The organism is Bacillus cereus group sp. MYBK5-2 (assembly GCF_051915685.1).
GTDB classification, from domain to species: domain Bacteria; phylum Bacillota; class Bacilli; order Bacillales; family Bacillaceae_G; genus Bacillus_A; species Bacillus_A cereus.
In genome coordinates this window covers 496,912-515,835 of sequence record NZ_JBQAFE010000003.1, presented here as the reverse complement: position 1 = coordinate 515,835, position 18,924 = coordinate 496,912, and the positions used below count along the sequence as shown (strand labels likewise).

Below are 18,924 nucleotides of genomic sequence, written 5' to 3'. Positions count from 1 at the left end.
ATTACTGCTCTCGCTTTATTTCCTCAAGCCATTTTTTCTCTTGTTTAGATAACTCTCTCTCATCTAACAAATCAGGTCTACGCGTATACGTTCGACGCAAAGATTCCTTATGTCGCCATTCATCAATGTTTTTATGATTCCCTGACATTAATACATCCGGTACCTTCATACCACGAAAATCAGCTGGACGTGTATAATGAGGATGCTCTAATAAACCTGTACTAAACGAATCCTCTACTTGTGAAGCATGATTTCCTAGCACACCTGGCAAGAGACGTACAACACTATCAGTAATAACCATAGAGGCTAATTCTCCGCCCGTTAATACATAGTCACCAATAGAAATCTCATCCGTTACGAGATGCTCACGAATTCGTTCGTCATACCCTTCATAATGCCCACATACGAAGATCAAATGTTCTTCCCCTGCAAGCTCTTCCGCTTTCTTCTGCGTAAATCTTTCGCCCTGCGGACACATTAAGACAACTCTAGGCTTACGCTCTGTCTCTTTCGTCAAATCTTCTACAGCATCAAAAATAGGCTGAGGAGTAAGCACCATACCAGCTCCTCCGCCGTAAGGATAATCGTCTACGCTATTATGCTTACTTGTTGTATAATCACGAAAGTTAACAACACGAAGGTTTACCGCTTCTTTTTCTTGCGCCTTCTTTAATATAGAAGATCCAAATACACCGGTAAACATGTCTGGGAACAACGTTAAAATATCAATTTTCATTATAGCAGCCCTTCCATTACATGAATGGTTACTAATTTATTTTCAATATTAACTTGAAGTACAACGTCATCGATATAAGGAATTAAAAGATCTTGACCCTTCGGGCGTTTAATTACCCAAACATCATTTGCACCAGGAGATAGAATCTCTTTGATTGTCCCTAGCGCTTCTCCTTCTTCCGTTACAACACTGCAACCAATAATTTCATGATAGTAGTATTCACCTTCAGCAAGTTCACCTAACTGCTCTTCTGGTACTTTTATTAAAGAACCTTTAAACTTCTCTACTTCATCTACATTGTTATATCCTTCAAATGTTAATAAATCGAATGTCTTATGTTGGCGATGAGAAGTTACCTTCACCGGAAGGTAGTCTGTGCCTTTCTCATTCGATATGTATAACGTGTTTCCTACTTTATATCGCTCTTCTGGAAAATCAGTACGAGAAATAACACGGATTTCCCCTCTTACGCCATGAGTATTTACAATCTTCCCTACGTTAAACCATTTTGTCATAAATAGTATGTCACCCCTGGTTTCTATATAAATTAAGCATCTCCATTTCACAGATGGAACATGCACTCTCTATTTAAATGTTAAAAAAGGGAGAGGAATAACTCCTCGCCCTTTTTTACGTTTATTGAATTTCCAGTGTTACTTTTTCATCATTATGATGTCCCACTGAATACAAGAGCATTCGAATCGCTTTCGCAACTCTCCCTTGCTTTCCAATGACTTTTCCAACATCCTCAGGATGTACAGTTAATCGATACTTTATCTCTCCGTTGCAAAGTTCCTGTGTAACTTTTACATCTTCAGGATAATCGACAAGAGGCTTGACAATCGTCTCGACTAACTTCTTCATAGTCATTGCCTCAATTACTTACCTTGTTTAGATAAGTGGAATTTCTCCATGATACCTTGGTTAGAGAATAAGTTACGAACTGTATCAGATGGTTTAGCACCATTTCCTAACCATTTTAATGCTGCTTCTTCGTTGATCTTAACTTCAGCTGGTTGAGCAACTGGATTGTAAGTTCCGATTTCCTCAATGAAACGTCCGTCACGAGGAGAACGAGAATCTGCAACAACTACACGATAGAAAGGAGTTTTTTTAGCTCCCATACGTTTTAAACGAATTTTAACTGCCATTTATAAAGCACCTCCGAATTTATTTCACACAGATAATTATATTAGCAAAAAGACTATTGCTTTGTAAAGTATTTTTTCTTAACAGAGCCATCTTTTTTTCCTTACATGAATGGAAACTTCAATCCACCTAGTCCTTTTTTCTTACCTTTTTGCATTCCCGTCATCGTCTTCATCATTTTTTTCATGTCATCGAATTGTTTAATTAGACGATTGATTTCTTGTACAGTTGTACCGCTACCTTTGGCAATGCGCTTTTTGCGACTAGCATTGATTATTTCCGGTTGTTCTCGTTCTAATTTAGTCATAGAACGAATAATTGCCTCAATATGCCCAATTTGTTTTTCATCAACTTGTGCATTTTTCAGCCCTTTAATTTTATTTGCACCAGGAAGCATTCCTAACAATTCATCAAGCGGCCCAAGTTGACGCACTTGTCCAAGTTGTTCTAGGAAATCGTCAAGCGTAAACGAAAGCGTACGCATTTTTTGCTCAAGTTCTTTCGCTTTCTCTTCATCAACTGTAGCTTGCGCTTTTTCAATCAATGTTAAGACATCGCCCATCCCTAAAATACGGGATGCCATACGCTCTGGATGGAACGCTTCAATTGCATCTAGTTTTTCACCCATACCAGCAAATTTAATCGGCGTGTTTGTTACAGCCTTAATAGATAATGCAGCACCACCGCGCGTATCACCATCTAATTTCGTTAATACAACACCTGTTAAACCTAACTGTTCATGGAAACTTTGTGCAACATTTACCGCGTCTTGTCCCGTCATCGCATCGACAACAAGGAAAATTTCATCCGGTTTCGCAACTTCTTTAACTTTCGCTAATTCATCCATTAGTTCTTCATCAATATGCAGGCGACCCGCTGTATCGATTAAAACATAATCGTGATGATCTTCTTTTGCTTTTGCAATCGCTTGTTTCGCAATTTCAACAGGACTTACTTGATCTCCTAAAGAGAATACAGGCATGTCCAATTGCTTCCCTAATGTTTCAAGCTGTTTAATCGCTGCTGGACGGTAAATATCCGCTGCAACAAGCATCGGTTTACGGTTATGCTTTTTACGAAGCAAATTCGCAAGCTTACCTGTCGTCGTTGTTTTACCCGCACCTTGCAGACCAACCATCATAATAACAGTCGGTGGCTTATTAGCAACAGCAATTTTGCTTTGCTCTCCGCCCATAAGTTCTGTAAGTTCTTCCTGTACAACTTTAATTACTTGTTGTCCAGGTGTCAAACTTTTCATTACATCTTGTCCGACAGCACGTTCAGACACACGCTTCACAAAATCTTTTACTACTTTAAAGTTAACATCTGCTTCTAAAAGAGCTAGACGAACTTCTCTCATCATTTCTTTCACATCGGCTTCAGAAACTTTTCCTTTGCCGCGGATTTTTTGCATTGTCTGTTGAAGTCGGTCGGCTAATCCTTCAAATGCCATATTGCCGCCCTCCTAATCTAATTTTTCGATAGCTTCAACAACTTGTTTCATTTCTTCATTCACATGCTCTTCTTCGCTGATTAGCTGTTTTAGCTTTGCAACAAGTCGCTGTCGCTCTTGAAACTTTTGAAGTAATACTAATTTTTCTTCATATTCTTCAAGCATCGCTTCAGTCCGTTTAATGTTATCATACACGGCTTGGCGACTTACATCAAATTCTTCCGCAATTTCACCAAGAGATAAATCATCTAGATAATAAAGCGACATATAACTTCTTTGTTTTTGCGTTAACAACGATTGATAAAAATCAAATAAATAGTTCATTCTCGTTGTTTTTTCGAGCATGTTGGATCATCCTTTGTTAAGTGATTTCCCTTTACATGAATTAGTTTACATGTAGTCCAAAAGAGTGTCAAGTTTTTTTCTTAACATCATATATTTTTTATAGAAAAAGAAGCGGAAATACCGCTCCTTTCACTTATACTTCTTCTGTTTCTACTAAGTTCGCAAATAAACCATACACATATTGTTCTGGATCAAACTGTTGCAAGTCATCCATTTGCTCTCCTAATCCAACAAACTTCACTGGTACATCCATTTCGTTACGAATCGCTAATACAATACCACCTTTAGCAGTTCCATCTAACTTCGTTAAAACAATACCAGTTACATTCGTTGCTTCACGGAATGTTTTCGCTTGGCTTAAACCGTTTTGTCCTGTTGTTGCATCAATAACAAGTAATACTTCATGAGGAGCACCTGGTACTTCACGCTCAATTACACGCTTCACCTTCTCTAATTCTTTCATTAAATTTACTTTATTTTGCAAGCGTCCTGCTGTGTCACATAGTAATACATCTACCTTACGTGCTTTCGCAGCTTGTACAGCGTCATACATAACCGCCGCTGGATCAGATCCAGATCCTTGTTTAATCACTTCTACACCAACGCGATCGCCCCATACTTCTAATTGTTCAATCGCTCCAGCACGGAATGTGTCTCCTGCCGCTAATAGGACTGACTTACCTTCTGATTTAAACTTATGCGCCAGTTTACCAATTGTCGTCGTTTTTCCTACACCATTAACACCAACAAATAAAACAACCGTTAATTGGTCCTCTTGCATATTAATTTCGTTACTAAAATCGCTGTCGCCTTTGTAAATTCCTACTAGTTTTTCTGAAATAACAGCTTGTACTTCTTTTGGATCTTGAATGTTACGACGTTGTACTTCTTCTTTCAATTGGTCAATTAATTCCATTACCGTCGCAACGCCAACGTCTGCACCGATTAAGATTTCTTCTAACTCTTCGAAAAAATCTTCGTCCACTTTACGGTAACGATACACTAAATCATTCACTTTATCCGCAAATGAATTTCTCGTTTTTTCTAATCCTTGTTTAAATTTCTCTGTAACTGTATCCGTTTGTTTTGAAATTTTTTCTTTTAGTTTTTTAAAAAAACTCATACTTTCCCATCCTTCCTATTCACTTGCAACAAGTTCTTCTCCGGCGTCTAAACGAACCGAAACAAGTTTAGATACCCCTGATTCTTGCATTGTTACACCGTACAACACATCAGACTCTTCCATTGTACCTTTTCTATGTGTAATTACAATAAACTGCGTCTCATTACTGAATTTCTTTAAATACTGTGCAAAACGAGCTACATTCGCCTCATCAAGGGCTGCCTCTACCTCATCTAGTACACAGAATGGTACTGGGCGTACTTTTAAAATACCAAATAAAAGCGCAATTGCTGTTAAAGCACGCTCTCCACCTGAAAGTAAACCTAAGTTCTGCAGTTTCTTCCCTGGCGGTTGTGCTACAATATCAATACCCGTATTTAGTAAATCCTCTGGATTAGTCATTACTAAATCCGCTCTACCGCCTCCAAATAATTCAGAGAATACCGATTGAAACTCCATTCTAATGCCTTCAAACGTAGTAGAAAAGCGTTTTTTCATTTCTTCATCCATTTCGGTAATAAGCTGGTGCAATGTCGCTTTCGCTTCTTCTAGGTCGTCTCTCTGCTCTAGTAAGAATGTATGACGCTCCGCTACACGTTCATATTCATCAATTGCCCCTAGGTTCACTGTACCTAACTCTTCTATAGATAATTTGATTAATTTTACTTTCTTACGCGCATCTTCTGCAGGCATTGTCATTGTATATTTTAGTTTTGCCGCTTCAAATGAAATCGTATATGTTTCACGTAAATGTTGTAATCTATTTTCCAACTCTACATCAAGTCGATTTATTCTCACTTCTTGATCTTTCAACATTTCAAGAATATATTTATGTTTACCTGTCGTTTCTTTCAAATTGCGCTCTAAATGTTCTACCCTCTCTTGCAACGATACACGTTGTTCACGACGAGAGCGAATTAATTCTGAAGTTTGATTACGATCATATGCTTTCTTCTCAATCATATTCGTAATTTGCTCTTCACCACTTGAATTAGATGTCATTTCTTGTTTTAAGAACGCTAAATCCTCTTTCGTTTTTACAAGTGTCGCATCCGTTTCTTCTTTTTCCTTCGTCAATCGTTCAACTTTTTCTTTTTGATTAAATAAGCGTTGTTGCTTTTCAGCTACCAGAACTTTTAACTCCGTCATTTCTTTTTGAACTTTTTCTTTCGAAGAATGTTGCTCACTTTTTTGTTTTGTTAAAGCTACAATTTTACTATCTAACTTAGTGATATCAGCTTGAAGATTCGTTAAAATCCCTTCTAACTCCTCTTTACGCCCTTGCATTTTTACTCGATCTTGTAAAAACCCTTCAATCTCTAAATCATAAATAGACAATCGATCATTAATACGATGTTCTTCTAATTCTAGACGATTAATCTCTTCTCTTAATTTCTGCTCATCTACACGATCTACTTCTACAGTTTGCCTTAGTTCGCGTATTTTCACTTCTTTTTCTTGAATCTCTTGTTTTACTGCTTTAACAAAGTTTTCTAACTTCATTGTTTTTTCTTCCATATCAGTTAACTTGCGAGTCCACTCTTCCAGTTCACGTTGGCGTCCTAATAAAGAAGATTTCGCTTGCTTTACCGCCCCACCAGTCATAGAACCGCCAGGATTCACTACATCACCTTCGATTGTTACAATGCGATAACGGTATTGCAGTTGTTTCGCCAACTCATTTGCTCCGCGTAAATCTTTCGCAACAATAACCGTACCTAATAAATTTGAAACTACATTTTCATATTTATTGTTGTACTGCACAAGTTCTGCCGCCACACCTACAAACGATGGGTGTTGATTTGCAATGCGTAATTGCTCAAATGATAAAGACCTGCTTTTAATAACAGCTTGCGGTAAAAACGTTGCACGTCCATGTTTATTTTGCTTTAAAAATGCTATCGCATTACGAGCATGCTCCTCTGTTTGTACAACAATGTGCTGCATCGCTGCACCTAGAGCAATTTCCATTGCAACTTCGTATTCTTTCGGTACCGTTAACAGTTCCGCAACAGCACCCTCGATACCTTGCAACCTATTTTCTCTAGCTTTCAATACTTCACGTACACCTTGATAGAATCCAGAATAATCTTCTTGCATCTCTTCAAGCATTTCTTTTCGAGAACGTGCCTGTTGCACAAATTGATATGCTTGATACAGTTTTGTTTCATTTTCACTATACTGCGTCTTACATTTCCCAAGCGCCGCCTCTGTCTTCTGTATGTTTGAGAGAATGCCAGCTACTTTTTCTTTCGCTTGTTCGTAACTTTCTACAAGTTTCGTCTTTTTCGCTGTAATTTCCATACGCATTTCTACATATTTCGCATTCTCTTCATCTAGACGCTCGTTTTTAGACGTTTGCTGTTTAGATTGTTCTTCAATCATAGATAATTCATTACGATGACTAGCTTGTTGATTTAAAAGCTCAATATAGTCACCTTTTAAATTCTCAATCTGTTCCTCTAAATTGTCAGCAAAAGTAGCAAGCAGTTGCTCATTATCATGCAATTTTTGCTCCAACTCTTTTACTTCATTCACAAATTGCATTAAAGCTTCTGTACTTGACTCAATCTCACCATCGTAACTTTTAGCTTTCTCTGTTAATTCAACAATTAACTGCTCAAGTTGCGCACAATGCGTCGTAGCATTTTGCTTTCTCTCTTTTAACAACTCACGCTGCCCTTCAAGTTTTTCTAGCTCTTTACTAGAAAGAAGAAGTACTTCTTGCAACGAGTCTACAGACTCGTCTACCGCTTGTAATTGTCCTCGTAATTCCTCAAGCTCTTCTTCACTTTTTTGTAAATTCGTTGACATTTTAGCTTCTTCGTTTTTATTATGCCCAAACTGATTTCGAAGCGCTCCCCATTTCTCGTGCAATTCTTCAATTTCATGGACAATAAGCGCGGCTTCTACTTTCTCTAATTCTTCTTTATTCTCAAGATAATCTTTCGCAATAGAAGCCTGTCTTTCTAAAGGTTCTACTTGACTACTTAATTCATGAATTATATCTTGTACACGATTTAAGTTTTCTTGTGTTTCTGCTAATTTCCCTTCAGCTTTCTTTTTGCGAAGTTTGTATTTTAGTACGCCTGCCGCTTCTTCAAATACACCTCGACGCTCTTCTGACTTACTACTTAAAATCTCTTCCACTTTCCCCTGGCTAATAATTGAAAAAGCTTCTCTTCCCATACCAGAGTCCATAAATAAATCGATAATATCTTTCAATCTACATGATTGTTTATTAATATAAAAATCACTATCACCTGAACGAGATACACGACGTGTTACACACACCTCATTGTATTCAATTGGTAAACGTTGATCTTCATTATTTAAAGTTATTGTTACTTCAGCAACATTAACCGCTCTCCTCGTATCACTGCCTGCAAAAATAATATCCTCCATCTTTGCACCACGTAATGATTTTGCAGATTGTTCACCAAGTACCCAGCGAATTGCATCAGTAATATTACTTTTCCCGCTTCCATTAGGTCCTACTACAGAAGTTACACCTGGGACAAAATCAACAGATACACGCTCAGCAAAAGACTTAAACCCTGCTATTTCTAATCTTTTTAAAAACACGAAAGGCCTTCCTCCTATTCTCCGTCGTTATAAATGTTCTCTATACAAAAACAAGTATTATACGGATTTACCTTCTTTTTCATTATAAACAAAAAGAAAGTTTCATTCTATGCACAAGGAATCCCCCTCATTCAAAGGGGGATTCCTTATTGTTGTTCTTTTAATTTTTTCAATGCTTCTGCAGCAGCTTGTTGCTCTGCTTCTTTTTTCGACTTACCACTACCAAGACCTAAAGCTACGTTATTTAACGTAACACGTGACACAAATTCTCGATTGTGAGCTGGTCCTTTTTCTTGCAAAATTTGATACTCAACATTGCCACTGCCATCACGCTGAATCAATTCTTGCAACTGACTCTTATAATCCATCACATGAGAAAAAGCACCCTCATTAATTTTCGGATATACAATTTCTTTTAAGAATTCCCAAACTGTTTCTAGCCCTTGATCAAGATAAAGGGCACCAATAAACGCTTCAAAGACATCCGCTAATAAAGCTGGTCGTTCACGTCCACCTGTCATTTCTTCACCTTTTCCTAATAAAACAAGGCTACCAAATGACAATTCGTTCGCAAAACGAACAAGAGATGGCTCACATACAATAGCTGCACGTAGTTTTGTTAACTCTCCTTCGCTCATTGTCGGATATTTTTGAAACAGATACTGCGATACAGTCAGTTCCAATACTGCATCTCCAAGAAATTCAAGACGCTCATTATCTTCATGCGGTTTTTTTCGATGCTCATTCACATACGATGAATGCGTAAATGCTTGAATCAATAATTTTTCATCTGTAAACGTAATACCTATCTTTTCTTGAAACACTTTAAATGCTTCACGATATTTTGTTTCGTATTTTTTTTCTCTATATTTTCGGTACGGCATAGGTCCCTCCAGATATAAGCCAGAAAGCCCCGCTAAAAAACGGGACTTCACTTAAGCATTATAGATGACTCTCTATGTAAGTCACAGCATCGCCAACAGTAGCAATCTTTTCAGCATCTTCATCAGAAATTTCCATTTCGAATTCATCTTCTAATTGCATTACAAGTTCTACTACATCTAGGGAGTCTGCTCCTAAATCTTCCTTGAAGCTTGCAGCTGGTACTACCTCAGTCTCTTCTACTCCTAAACGATCAACGATGATTTTTGTTACGCGCTCTAAAACATCTGCCATTCCATTCACCTCCCCTCAAATATTATATTAAATATTGACCAAAAAAACTAGGTGAAATCGATTCTTTTATTACATTACCATACCGCCATCAACATTTAACGTTTGACCTGTAACATATTTGCTTTGATCAGAAGCAAAAAACGTTACAGCATTCGCGATATCTTTCGCTTCACCAAATTGAGCAGCTGGAATAACTTTTAACATTTCGGCTTTAATATTCTCATCTAGTACATCCGTCATATCAGTCGCAATAAAGCCCGGCGCAATTGCATTCACTGTAATATTTCGACTTGCTAACTCTTTTGCAGATGTTTTTGTTAATCCAATAACACCCGCTTTAGCAGCAACATAGTTAGCTTGTCCTGGGTTTCCTATAACACCAACAACCGAAGCGATGTTTATAATTCTACCGTGACGTTGACGCATCATATAACGAGATACTGCTTTTGTACATAAGAATACACCTTTTAAGTTTGTATTAATAACTGTATCCCATTCTTCTTCTTTCATACGCATTAATAAATTATCTTTCGTTACACCAGCATTATTTACAAGAATATCAACTTGTCCAAATGTATCTACTGTTTGTTTCACCATATTTGTAACATCATCAGCATTTGCAACATCTGCTCTTACCGCAATTGCATCAGAACCTAATTTTTTAATTTCATCTACTACTTCATTTGCTTTTTGTTCATTACCAGCATAATTTACTACTACATTTGCCCCTTGTTTCGCTAAATCGATCGCAATCGCGCGACCAATTCCACGTGAAGCGCCAGTTACTAATGCTACCTTCCCTTTTAACATCAGTTTTCTCCTCTCAAATTTGAAATGGTATCTTTTAATGTCTCTTCATCGTATATCGCATATGCTTTTACTGATGAATCAATTGACTTCATAAGTCCAGCAAGTACTTTTCCAGGTCCAATTTCAATAAACGTATCTACTCCCTGGCTCACCATATATTCAATAGACGGGTACCATAATACAGGCGAATAAAGCTGTTCGATTAACTTTTCTTGAATGTCTGCACCACGTGTAATAACTTCCGCCGTAACATTTGCAATAACAGGAATATTCGTGTCATGAATTGTAATTTCATTTAAAACACTTTGGAACTTCTCAGCTGCCGGCTTCATAAGTGAAGAATGGAATGGCCCACTTACTTTTAGTGGAATCGCTCTCTTTGCACCATTTTCTTTCGCTCTTTGAGAAGCAACCTCTACGCCTTGCTTCGTTCCAGAAATCACAATTTGCTTCGTACTATTCATATTAGCGATTTGCACTGCATATCCTTCACTTGTTACTTCTTCTGTAACTTGTTTCAGCATATGTGGGTCAGCACCTAATATAGCTGCCATTGCGCCTTCCCCGCCCGGAACAGCTTCTTCCATATATTCGCCACGTTTCCTTACAGCATATACAGCATCTTCAAAAGTTAATGCACCAGCTGCTACAAGAGCACTATATTCACCTAAACTATGACCAGCGACAAAGTCAGGTGTAATGTCATACTCTTTCAAAGCTGTCAAAATAGCAAAACTCGTTGTTAATAATGCAGGCTGCGCATTTGTTGTTAATGTAAGCTTTTCCTGCGGTCCTTCAAAAATCACTTCTGAAAGTGAATCTTCCAACACCTCATCTGCTTTTGCAAACACTTTTGCAACCTCTTTATTATTCTCTGCTAATTGTTTACCCATTCCAACTGCCTGTGAACCTTGGCCCGGAAAAAGAAATGCTATTTTTCCCATTTCAAATCCTCCTCTTATTGGAGTGACTCTTTCTCCATTACGCTTGAAATCGTAGGAATTACTTCTTTCGCTACCATTTCTCTCGTTTGACGAATCGCACTAAATATCGACTGGTCATTAGAAGAACCATGAGCCTTAATGACAGGTGCTTTCAATCCAAATAATGCAGCTCCTCCATACTCCGAATAATCCATTTTATCTTTTAATACCATAAGTTTTGGCTTTAATACCGCCGCTGCTAATTTGCTCGTAAATGAACTCATTAACTGTTCTTTCAACATAGAGAATAGCGCAAGTGCTGTTCCCTCTAATGATTTCAACGCTACATTCCCTGTAAAACCATCACATACAACAACATCTGCTACACCTTGCAATAAATCTCTTGATTCAACGTTCCCAACGAAATTAATTGGCGCATCTTTAAGCATTGCAAATACTTGCTTTGAAAGCTCGTTTCCTTTTCCATCCTCTGTTCCAACGTTTAATAGTCCAACGCGAGGATTTTCAATTCCTCTTACCTTCTCAGCATAAACAGATCCCATTACTGCATATTGATATAAATGAATTGGTTTTGCATCAACATTTGCTCCAACATCTAACATAACAAAACCTTTTCCATCTACAGTTGGCATTGTAGGCGATAAAGCTGGTCGCTCAATTCCTTCCATACGACCGACTACAAATAATCCAGCTGCCATTAAAGCTCCCGTACTACCTGCGGATATACAAGCGTCTGCTTCTCCATCCTTTACTTGTTGTGCCGCAAGCACCATTGAAGCTTGTTTTTTTCGACGAACCGCTCTTACTGGTTCCTCCGTTGATTCTATTTTTTCGTCTGTATGAAGAATAGTAATTCGTTCATCACTCGTTAAGTATTGACGAATTTCCTCTTCTTTCCCTACTAACGTAATATGTAAATCAGAATATTCCTTAATAGCTTTCATTGCCCCTAATACTACAGCCTTTGGAGCGTGATCTCCGCCCATTGCATCTATTGCGATTTTCATAAGTTGTTACCTTCCTCACTATAATTACTAGATCGATACATTTCAAAAGTGCCTGTAAAAACAAGTTCTTCTCCAACGAAGCTACGCACTTTGACAACCGTCCGTCCCTTATCATTCTCTACATCTTCAACGCGCGCTTTTGCAACAACACGCTCTCCTAATTTTACAGGGCGAATGTATCGAATGGTAGACTTTGCAGTTAAAGCTAATTCTTCATCAATAACCGCAACAGCTAGTGAGTTTGCTTGCGCAAACAGATGATGCCCACGAGCAATTTGATTTCTTTTAAATACATGTTCTATCTTTACTTCAAAGATAGAGATTGCATGTCTATCTAATTCAATATCAATAATTTCTCCAACAACCTCTTCTAACGGTAAAGATTTCACATCTTCTTCATGTTGCTTTGTAGCTACATGTTTAATTCTCTCTCTTAATTCAGGAATAGACAATTCCATACGATCAAGTCGTACTGTTTGTATACTCACTTGAAATTTTTCCGCTAAATCTTCATCCGTAATAAAAGGATTTGATTCGATTGTTTGTTGTAATAACTCTTGTCTTTCTTTTTTACTTCTTCTTTTTTTCATACCGCACCATCCATTTTTATGACTAGGTACTAACAGTAGTATATAATCATTAAAAGTAGAATGCAACAAAAACTTTTGTTGACTCCCTTTAATCGAGCTTCTCTCCTTGGAACACACCTGTCCCATCAAGATACGTACGCAAGGCAGCATACTGATCATTATGCCAAAACGCTTCTGAATCTACTAGTATCGCCGCATCTTGCCTTGCTGTTTCTAACGCTCGATAATCATGTACCATGTCAGCAACCTTAAATTCTGGTAAGCCACTTTGCTTACTCCCAAAGAAATCTCCAGGACCTCGTAATTCTAAATCTTTTTCTGACAATACAAATCCATCATTTGTTTCAGTCATTATGCGCATTCTTTCTTTCCCTGTTTCTGATTTAGGGTCTGCTATTAATAAACAATATGATTGTTCACTACCACGGCCGACACGCCCTCTAAGCTGATGAAGCTGCGATAAACCGAAACGTTCTGCATCATAAATAACCATTACAGTCGCATTCGGTACGTTCACACCTACTTCAACAACTGTTGTCGATACAAGAATTTGTACTTTATTTTCACTAAACTGTCCCATTATCTCTTCTTTTTCCTGAGACGATAATCTCCCATGCATCAATCCAACTTGGCATTTCCCTTGGTAATGATGCGTCAGCATACTATGTAAGTCGATAGCATTTTGCACATCAAGTTTCTCAGATTCTTCAATTAAAGGACAAATAACGTATGCCTGTCTTCCTTTTTTTATCTCCTTTTCAACGAAACCGAGAACGCGATCTAACATATCATGTTTTGCCCAGTATGTTTCAATCACCTTTCTACCTGCTGGCATCTCATCGATTATCGAAACATCCATCTCTCCAAATGCAGTAATTGCAAGCGTACGCGGAATTGGTGTCGCTGTCATAAATAATACATCTGGACTTTCACCTTTCTCCCGTAAAACTCGGCGCTGCGCTACACCAAATCGATGCTGTTCATCTGTAATAACGAGACCCAACCTATGAAATATAACTTCATCTTGAATTAAGGCATGCGTTCCAACAAGAATATCTATTTCTCCTTGTTCTAACTTCGCTAAAATTTCTCGACGTCTCGCCCCTTTAACAGAACTTGTTAACAGTTCCACCTTCATACCAAAATGCGAAAACGTTTCAGCAAGCGACTGATAATGTTGCTCAGCTAAAATTTCTGTAGGAACCATTAAAGCACCTTGATAATGGGCTAATTTCGATGCATAAAGGCCAATCGCAGCAACAACTGTTTTCCCAGAACCAACGTCACCTTGCAATAGTCGGTTCATCCGATAAGGAGATGTCATATCTTTCAAAATTTCATCTACAACTCGGCGCTGCGCACCCGTTAATGGAAACGGCAGTGCATCGATAAATTCTTGTAATTCTACTGACGGAATCTCTTTCTTCGTCCCTTTTGAATTTTCCCTCTCCATTTTCCGGAGCGTTTGCATTTTCAGCTGAAATAAGAAAAATTCTTCATATACAAAACGGCGACGCGCTTGCTTCAAATCTTCCTGTCCTACCGGAAAATGCAATGCCCTGAGCGCTTCATATCTTGGTAATAATTTATATCGCCCTAACAAACCATCCGGTAACACTTCGACTATAGAATCTCCATATTCCTTTAACGCTTGAGCAATAAAACGACGCATCTGTTTTACTGTAAGTTTCCCCTTTACTGAATAAACAGGTTCCACTTCTTGTTGACGTACAACCGGTCCAAAATGAAGTTCTGATACAGCAATTGTTTGACGATGTTGATCCCATTTACCAGTAATCGTTATCGTTTCATCTAACTTTAATTTTTGCTTATAGTAAGGCCTATTAAAACATACCGCCGTAATTAAATAACGACCGACGAGAACACGAACTGTTAAACGCGATTTCTTCTTACCATAATATTGCAGCAAAGGAGCACTATGAACCTTCCCTTCAACCGTTACACGTTCATCATGCTTTACTTCAGCAAGATCTTTCATCGCATAATCTTCATAACGGTACGGAAAATGTTCTAATAGATGAGAAACTGTATAAATACCCATCTCATGTAGTAACTCAGATGTTTCTCCTCCGATCCCCTTTACATCCGTAACAGGAACTTGTACAACATCATTCAAGATTCTCACACCCCGTCACATTATTTTCTTTATTGCATTTTATTTGAGTACCAATTAGCATCTGTAATCGCTCTCTTTCACCTTATATATTCTATCATAGGCATTCTAAGAGAAACTACTCAAATCCCTTATATAAAACAAGTAAAAAAGAGCCTCACTATTAGCAGCAAGGCTCTTTTCTCTCTTCAATATGCTAGCCTTTTGAATAAAAACTAGTAATAAACTTCATATTACTACTTCTTATCCATTAGCAAGTAAGTAATCCATTTATTTTCAAAACGAATCTTATCTTATTCTACAGAGAAGATGAAAGAATACACCGGTTGGTTTCCAGCATGTACTTCTACTTCTGCATCTTCAAATTTCTCTTCTACAAATTCAACTAACTCCGCTACTTCTTCGTCAGTTGCATCTTCCCCTTGTAGAATCGTTACGATTTCAGAATCTTCATCAATAAGCGCTTCTAGTAATTGCTTCGCAGCTCCTACTTTTTCAGCATTTGTAGATACAATTTTCCCATCTGCAATACACATGAAATCATCTTTTTGAATTGCTACACCATCAATTTCCGTATCACGTACAGCATACGTAATTTGACCTGTTTTCACATGAGATAAAGCTTCTTGCATGTTTTCTTCATTCTCTTCTAACGTTCCAACTGGGTTAAATGCTAACATTGCTGCCATACCTTGAGGAACTGTTTTCGAACGAACAACAATAACTTCTTGATCTACAACTGATGCCGCTTGTTCTGCTGCCATTACAATATTTCCGTTATTCGGTAAAATAATGATTTTTTCAGCATTTGCTTCTTCAATTGCCTTCACGATATCCTCCGTACTTGGATTCATCGTTTGACCACCTTCGATAACTTTCGTTGCGCCGATGCTCTCAAATAAAGTTTTAATACCAGAACCCATAGCTACAGTTACGATACCATATGGTTGTTTTTCCTTCGATTGAGCTGGTTGCTCAGGAACCATAGTAGGTTCATCTAACAAAGCAGTATGCTGTTCACGCATATTTTCTACTTTAATCTTAATTAAACTACCGTATTTTTGCCCGTAGTTCATAGCGTCTCCAGGATGTTCTGCATGGATATGAACCTTTACAATTTCATCATCAGACACAACTAGTAGAGAATCACCATATACACTAATATCTTCACGGAATTTTTGTTCAGAGAAATTATGCTCTTTCACCTTTTCAGCCTCTAATTTCACCATGAACTCCGTACAATATCCATACTTAATATCTTCTGTACTCAATTGGCTTTGTACACTACGGTGATGTTCTGCGCGTACCATTTCATTCATAGATGGTTGCGTCGGTGCATCAGAAGAAATCGTTTCTCCTTTTAAGTCAGCTAAAAATCCTTCGTATACCACTACAAGACCTTTACCACCGCTATCTACAACGCCAACTTGTTTTAATACAGGTAATAAATCTGGCGTACGATTTAACGATGCGTTTGCTTCTTTCACAACGTCTTCCATAAACAAAACAAAGTCGCGCTGTTTTTTCGCAACTGTTACTGCATATTTACCCGTTTCTCTTGCAACCGTTAAAATCGTTCCTTCAATCGGTTTCATAACCGCTTTATAAGCCGCCTCTACTCCAGCTTCTAGTGCTGCAGCAAAATCAACTGTTGTTAATTCTTCTTTTTGTTCAATGGATTTAGAGAAACCACGGAACAACTGAGATAAAATAACTCCAGAGTTACCACGAGCTCCCATTAATAATCCTTTGGCTAAACTTACGCCGACTTTACCAGCATGCTGTGAAGGATTTGCTTTCACTTCACGCGCACCTGAAGTCATAGATAAGTTCATGTTTGTACCGGTATCGCCATCTGGAACTGGAAATACGTTTAATGCATCAACAAGCTGAACATTATTTGTTAAATTATTCGCTCCTTGCATGATCATTTGTGATAAACGTTTTCCATCAATTTTTTGAATTGACACAGATTTTCCTCCTTAATGCACATTACAAGTTTATTACTTTAACTCCTTGTACGTAGATGTTTACAGAATCTACTGCTAGTCCTACAGTTTGATCTAATGTATATTTCACTTTCGTCTGCACATTATGTGCCACTTCTGAAATTTTCGTACCATAGCTCACAATAATATACATATCAATATGTACTTCATCTTCATCTTTACGAACAATAACACCTCTAGTGAAGTTTTCTTTTCGTAAAATGTCTGTTAATCCATCTTTTAACTGATTTTTTGATGCCATACCTACGATACCGTAGCAATCTACCGCGGCACCTCCAGCAATTGTTGCAATTACATCTGTACTAATATCAATTTGACCGTACTTCGTTTTAATTTCAATTGACATCTCGTTTCCCCCTTCATAAATGGTGAAAGTGAGCTAGACTACTTTAGTTACTATCATATAATCTTTTTAAAGAAAATTCCATCGTTCTTTCTTTTCACTCTCATATTTTATGTTTTAAATTACACTTTTTTATGATGAGCAAAATAGTCCATTGTTATTATACAACATGTACCACTATAATATGTCAAGCAATTTTTATGGATTTCAACTTTTCTTCATTGACATATAGTGTCAAGTAAATTTTCTTGATTTCTTTTTTCTACGGTGTTGCATTCTCTTTTTAGTTGTGTTAAATTATAGTAGTGTTTTTAGCATCGCATAAAAGACTAACATTGAAAAATTACGTATGGTAAGGTATCAAGGGAGGGAAATATAAATGGCTCGTGTTTGTGCTATTACTGGAAGAAAAGCTCGTTCTGGTAACTCTCGTTCTCACGCAATGAACGCTACAAAACGTAAGTGGGGCGCTAACCTTCAAAAAGTTCGCGTACGCATCGACGGAAAAGTTCAACGTGTTTACGTTTCTGCTAGAGCATTAAAATCTGGCAAAATCGAACGTGTTTAATAATAAAAAAAAGAGCCGATAGGCTCTTTTTTTACTATAACAATGGAAAAAGCACCGGTGATAGGTGCTTTTTTTAATCTTTTTTGAAGGTATTTAACATTGCACGAACAATTCCACCAAGAAATTTAGGTAACTTAATTGTATAAAATCTCATGGTTTCCCTCCTAATCCCCATTACTCCACTTGGTCACTATATGATGTAAGGAGCAAAATTGTTTCTTCAATCAGTGCTTCTTATCAACATTAATATGCCAGAAGTAAATGAAAAAGTACCTTTTTCCTCAACGAGTTCGTTACTAATACAAAGTGTTGATCCCCACTCTATTGTTTTATTAGTAAGCGGGTACTTAAAACCAAACAATGTAATCCCTTCCACTATTTCAGTAACTGGTACAAAAGATACATAAGGAAATTTTTTATTTTCTTCAATTATATGTGTACCCACTTTTTTAACTGTTATTTCATTTTTATTGTCCACAATACACATTTCTATCTCTACTTCTAACCCTTTTAAAAGCATCTGTATATTTGCCAAACCGTGATCAAGCCTTCCACCGGTAGCACCAAAAATACGAATTAGTGCCGGCTTCTGTCCTAATGCCCAGTTAATTGCAATTTCTAAATCCGTTTGATCTTTTTCTCGCGGAACAATATGTAATTCGTTCGTTTGCTGTCCCATCCATACTAATTCTTCTTCGGTAACTGAATCGTAATCTCCAAACGCAACAGCCGGTGTAATCCCTTTCTTTAATAGACGGTATACTCCCCTATCAACCGCTGCCCACACTACTTCCTCATCCTCATATCGAGCAAAATCTGCGCAATATTCCGAAGGTCCTCCTGCCAAAATATGAATAATCATTTTTTCTTCCCCTTCCATTGTAAAAAGGCAATCTGCCATTCGGTAGATTGCCTTTTTACATATTTTTACCCTATCCTATAAATACCTTAC

The 18,924-nt window shown here is 37.6% G+C and carries 20 protein-coding genes; 1 reads left to right on the top strand and 19 read right to left on the bottom strand.

Annotated features, from left to right (window positions below):
• Position 1 precedes the first annotated feature (1 nt).
• The 17 genes from trmD to ACTFP3_RS14990 all read right to left on the bottom strand — a co-directional run bounded on the left by trmD (position 2) and on the right by ACTFP3_RS14990 (position 17,407).
• Positions 2-736, bottom strand: a complete 735-nt coding sequence (gene trmD, locus ACTFP3_RS15070) for a tRNA (guanosine(37)-N1)-methyltransferase TrmD (RefSeq protein ID WP_000686903.1) — start codon at positions 734-736, stop codon at positions 2-4.
• Positions 736-1,251, bottom strand: coding sequence for a ribosome maturation factor RimM (rimM, locus tag ACTFP3_RS15065; RefSeq protein ID WP_000170278.1), 516 nt, complete (start codon positions 1,249-1,251; stop codon positions 736-738). Before rimM ends, trmD begins: the two co-directional genes overlap by 1 nt.
• A gap of 121 nt (positions 1,252-1,372) precedes the next feature.
• Positions 1,373-1,600: a KH domain-containing protein gene (locus ACTFP3_RS15060; RefSeq protein WP_000737401.1), complete on the bottom strand. Its 228-nt coding sequence runs from the start codon at positions 1,598-1,600 to the stop codon at positions 1,373-1,375.
• A gap of 14 nt (positions 1,601-1,614) precedes the next feature.
• Positions 1,615-1,887, bottom strand: a complete 273-nt coding sequence (gene rpsP / locus ACTFP3_RS15055; RefSeq protein WP_000268750.1) for a 30S ribosomal protein S16 — start codon at positions 1,885-1,887, stop codon at positions 1,615-1,617.
• Positions 1,888-1,988: 101 nt separating this feature from the next.
• On the bottom strand, positions 1,989-3,338 hold the full coding sequence (ffh, locus tag ACTFP3_RS15050) for a signal recognition particle protein (protein WP_000863460.1): 1,350 nt from the start codon (positions 3,336-3,338) through the stop codon (positions 1,989-1,991).
• 12 nt (positions 3,339-3,350) lie between these two features.
• On the bottom strand, positions 3,351-3,683 hold the full coding sequence (locus tag ACTFP3_RS15045; protein WP_000891062.1) for a putative DNA-binding protein: 333 nt from the start codon (positions 3,681-3,683) through the stop codon (positions 3,351-3,353).
• Between the two features lie 133 nt (positions 3,684-3,816).
• On the bottom strand, positions 3,817-4,806 hold the full coding sequence (gene ftsY / locus ACTFP3_RS15040; protein WP_000007655.1) for a signal recognition particle-docking protein FtsY: 990 nt from the start codon (positions 4,804-4,806) through the stop codon (positions 3,817-3,819).
• A 15-nt stretch (positions 4,807-4,821) separates the two neighbouring features.
• A complete protein-coding gene (gene smc / locus ACTFP3_RS15035; RefSeq protein ID WP_326036314.1) occupies positions 4,822-8,391 on the bottom strand; it encodes a chromosome segregation protein SMC in 3,570 nt (1,189 codons plus the stop codon).
• A gap of 146 nt (positions 8,392-8,537) precedes the next feature.
• Positions 8,538-9,275 carry a ribonuclease III gene (rncS, locus tag ACTFP3_RS15030; protein WP_163093037.1) on the bottom strand — a complete coding sequence of 246 codons (738 nt, stop codon included), beginning with the start codon at positions 9,273-9,275 and terminating at the stop codon, positions 8,538-8,540.
• Between the two features lie 58 nt (positions 9,276-9,333).
• Positions 9,334-9,567 carry an acyl carrier protein gene (gene acpP, locus ACTFP3_RS15025; RefSeq protein ID WP_000786062.1) on the bottom strand — a complete coding sequence of 78 codons (234 nt, stop codon included), beginning with the start codon at positions 9,565-9,567 and terminating at the stop codon, positions 9,334-9,336.
• 69 nt (positions 9,568-9,636) lie between these two features.
• A complete protein-coding gene (gene fabG, locus ACTFP3_RS15020; RefSeq protein ID WP_000911773.1) occupies positions 9,637-10,377 on the bottom strand; it encodes a 3-oxoacyl-[acyl-carrier-protein] reductase in 741 nt (246 codons plus the stop codon).
• Positions 10,377-11,321 (bottom strand): ACP S-malonyltransferase, encoded by a 945-nt coding sequence (gene fabD / locus ACTFP3_RS15015; RefSeq protein ID WP_000515900.1) that lies wholly within the window; start codon positions 11,319-11,321, stop codon positions 10,377-10,379. The genes fabG and fabD overlap by 1 nt, the downstream gene beginning before the upstream one ends.
• Before the next feature lie 14 nt (positions 11,322-11,335).
• Positions 11,336-12,328 (bottom strand): phosphate acyltransferase PlsX, encoded by a 993-nt coding sequence (gene plsX / locus ACTFP3_RS15010; protein WP_000684100.1) that lies wholly within the window; start codon positions 12,326-12,328, stop codon positions 11,336-11,338.
• Complete coding sequence (gene fapR, locus ACTFP3_RS15005; RefSeq protein WP_000747348.1) at positions 12,325-12,918, bottom strand: transcription factor FapR; 594 nt, start codon at positions 12,916-12,918, stop codon at positions 12,325-12,327. The genes plsX and fapR overlap by 4 nt, the downstream gene beginning before the upstream one ends.
• 88 nt (positions 12,919-13,006) lie before the next feature.
• Complete coding sequence (gene recG, locus ACTFP3_RS15000; protein WP_006928337.1) at positions 13,007-15,055, bottom strand: ATP-dependent DNA helicase RecG; 2,049 nt, start codon at positions 15,053-15,055, stop codon at positions 13,007-13,009.
• 290 nt (positions 15,056-15,345) lie between these two features.
• Positions 15,346-17,022, bottom strand: a complete 1,677-nt coding sequence (locus tag ACTFP3_RS14995; RefSeq protein ID WP_000027129.1) for a DAK2 domain-containing protein — start codon at positions 17,020-17,022, stop codon at positions 15,346-15,348.
• Positions 17,023-17,044: 22 nt separating this feature from the next.
• Positions 17,045-17,407 carry an Asp23/Gls24 family envelope stress response protein gene (locus ACTFP3_RS14990; protein ID WP_000021109.1) on the bottom strand — a complete coding sequence of 121 codons (363 nt, stop codon included), beginning with the start codon at positions 17,405-17,407 and terminating at the stop codon, positions 17,045-17,047.
• Between the two features lie 376 nt (positions 17,408-17,783).
• On the opposite strand from ACTFP3_RS14990, the gene rpmB reads away from it, so the two are divergent.
• Positions 17,784-17,972, top strand: coding sequence for a 50S ribosomal protein L28 (gene rpmB, locus ACTFP3_RS14985; protein ID WP_000124776.1), 189 nt, complete (start codon positions 17,784-17,786; stop codon positions 17,970-17,972).
• A gap of 73 nt (positions 17,973-18,045) precedes the next feature.
• Here the strand turns inward: rpmB and spoVM are convergent, their stop codons facing one another.
• Positions 18,046-18,126, bottom strand: coding sequence for a stage V sporulation protein SpoVM (spoVM, locus tag ACTFP3_RS14980; RefSeq protein ID WP_001213599.1), 81 nt, complete (start codon positions 18,124-18,126; stop codon positions 18,046-18,048).
• A gap of 66 nt (positions 18,127-18,192) precedes the next feature.
• Entirely contained in the window at positions 18,193-18,873 is a 681-nt protein-coding gene (locus tag ACTFP3_RS14975; RefSeq protein WP_440010766.1) for a thiamine diphosphokinase, read from the bottom strand.
• Between the last annotated feature and the right edge of the window lie 51 nt (positions 18,874-18,924).

Bases quoted from the DNA above. Each gene is read 5' to 3' on its own strand.
- ACTFP3_RS14975 (WP_440010766.1), bottom strand. From the start codon at position 18,873: ATGGCAGATTGCCTTTTTACAATGGAAGGGGAAGAAAAAATGATTATT.
- ACTFP3_RS14990 (WP_000021109.1), bottom strand. From the start codon at position 17,407: ATGTCAATTGAAATTAAAACGAAGTACGGTCAAATTGATATTAGTACA.
- fapR (WP_000747348.1), bottom strand. From the start codon at position 12,918: ATGAAAAAAAGAAGAAGTAAAAAAGAAAGACAAGAGTTATTACAACAA.
- ACTFP3_RS15060 (WP_000737401.1), bottom strand. From the start codon at position 1,600: ATGAAGAAGTTAGTCGAGACGATTGTCAAGCCTCTTGTCGATTATCCT.
- ffh (WP_000863460.1), bottom strand. From the start codon at position 3,338: ATGGCATTTGAAGGATTAGCCGACCGACTTCAACAGACAATGCAAAAA.
- rncS (WP_163093037.1), bottom strand. From the start codon at position 9,275: ATGCCGTACCGAAAATATAGAGAAAAAAAATACGAAACAAAATATCGT.
- ACTFP3_RS15045 (WP_000891062.1), bottom strand. From the start codon at position 3,683: ATGCTCGAAAAAACAACGAGAATGAACTATTTATTTGATTTTTATCAA.
- fabG (WP_000911773.1), bottom strand. From the start codon at position 10,377: ATGTTAAAAGGGAAGGTAGCATTAGTAACTGGCGCTTCACGTGGAATT.
- acpP (WP_000786062.1), bottom strand. From the start codon at position 9,567: ATGGCAGATGTTTTAGAGCGCGTAACAAAAATCATCGTTGATCGTTTA.
- rpmB (WP_000124776.1), top strand. From the start codon at position 17,784: ATGGCTCGTGTTTGTGCTATTACTGGAAGAAAAGCTCGTTCTGGTAAC.
- ftsY (WP_000007655.1), bottom strand. From the start codon at position 4,806: ATGAGTTTTTTTAAAAAACTAAAAGAAAAAATTTCAAAACAAACGGAT.
- trmD (WP_000686903.1), bottom strand. From the start codon at position 736: ATGAAAATTGATATTTTAACGTTGTTCCCAGACATGTTTACCGGTGTA.
- rpsP (WP_000268750.1), bottom strand. From the start codon at position 1,887: ATGGCAGTTAAAATTCGTTTAAAACGTATGGGAGCTAAAAAAACTCCT.
- rimM (WP_000170278.1), bottom strand. From the start codon at position 1,251: ATGACAAAATGGTTTAACGTAGGGAAGATTGTAAATACTCATGGCGTA.
- spoVM (WP_001213599.1), bottom strand. From the start codon at position 18,126: ATGAGATTTTATACAATTAAGTTACCTAAATTTCTTGGTGGAATTGTT.
- fabD (WP_000515900.1), bottom strand. From the start codon at position 11,321: ATGGGAAAAATAGCATTTCTTTTTCCGGGCCAAGGTTCACAGGCAGTT.
- plsX (WP_000684100.1), bottom strand. From the start codon at position 12,328: ATGAAAATCGCAATAGATGCAATGGGCGGAGATCACGCTCCAAAGGCT.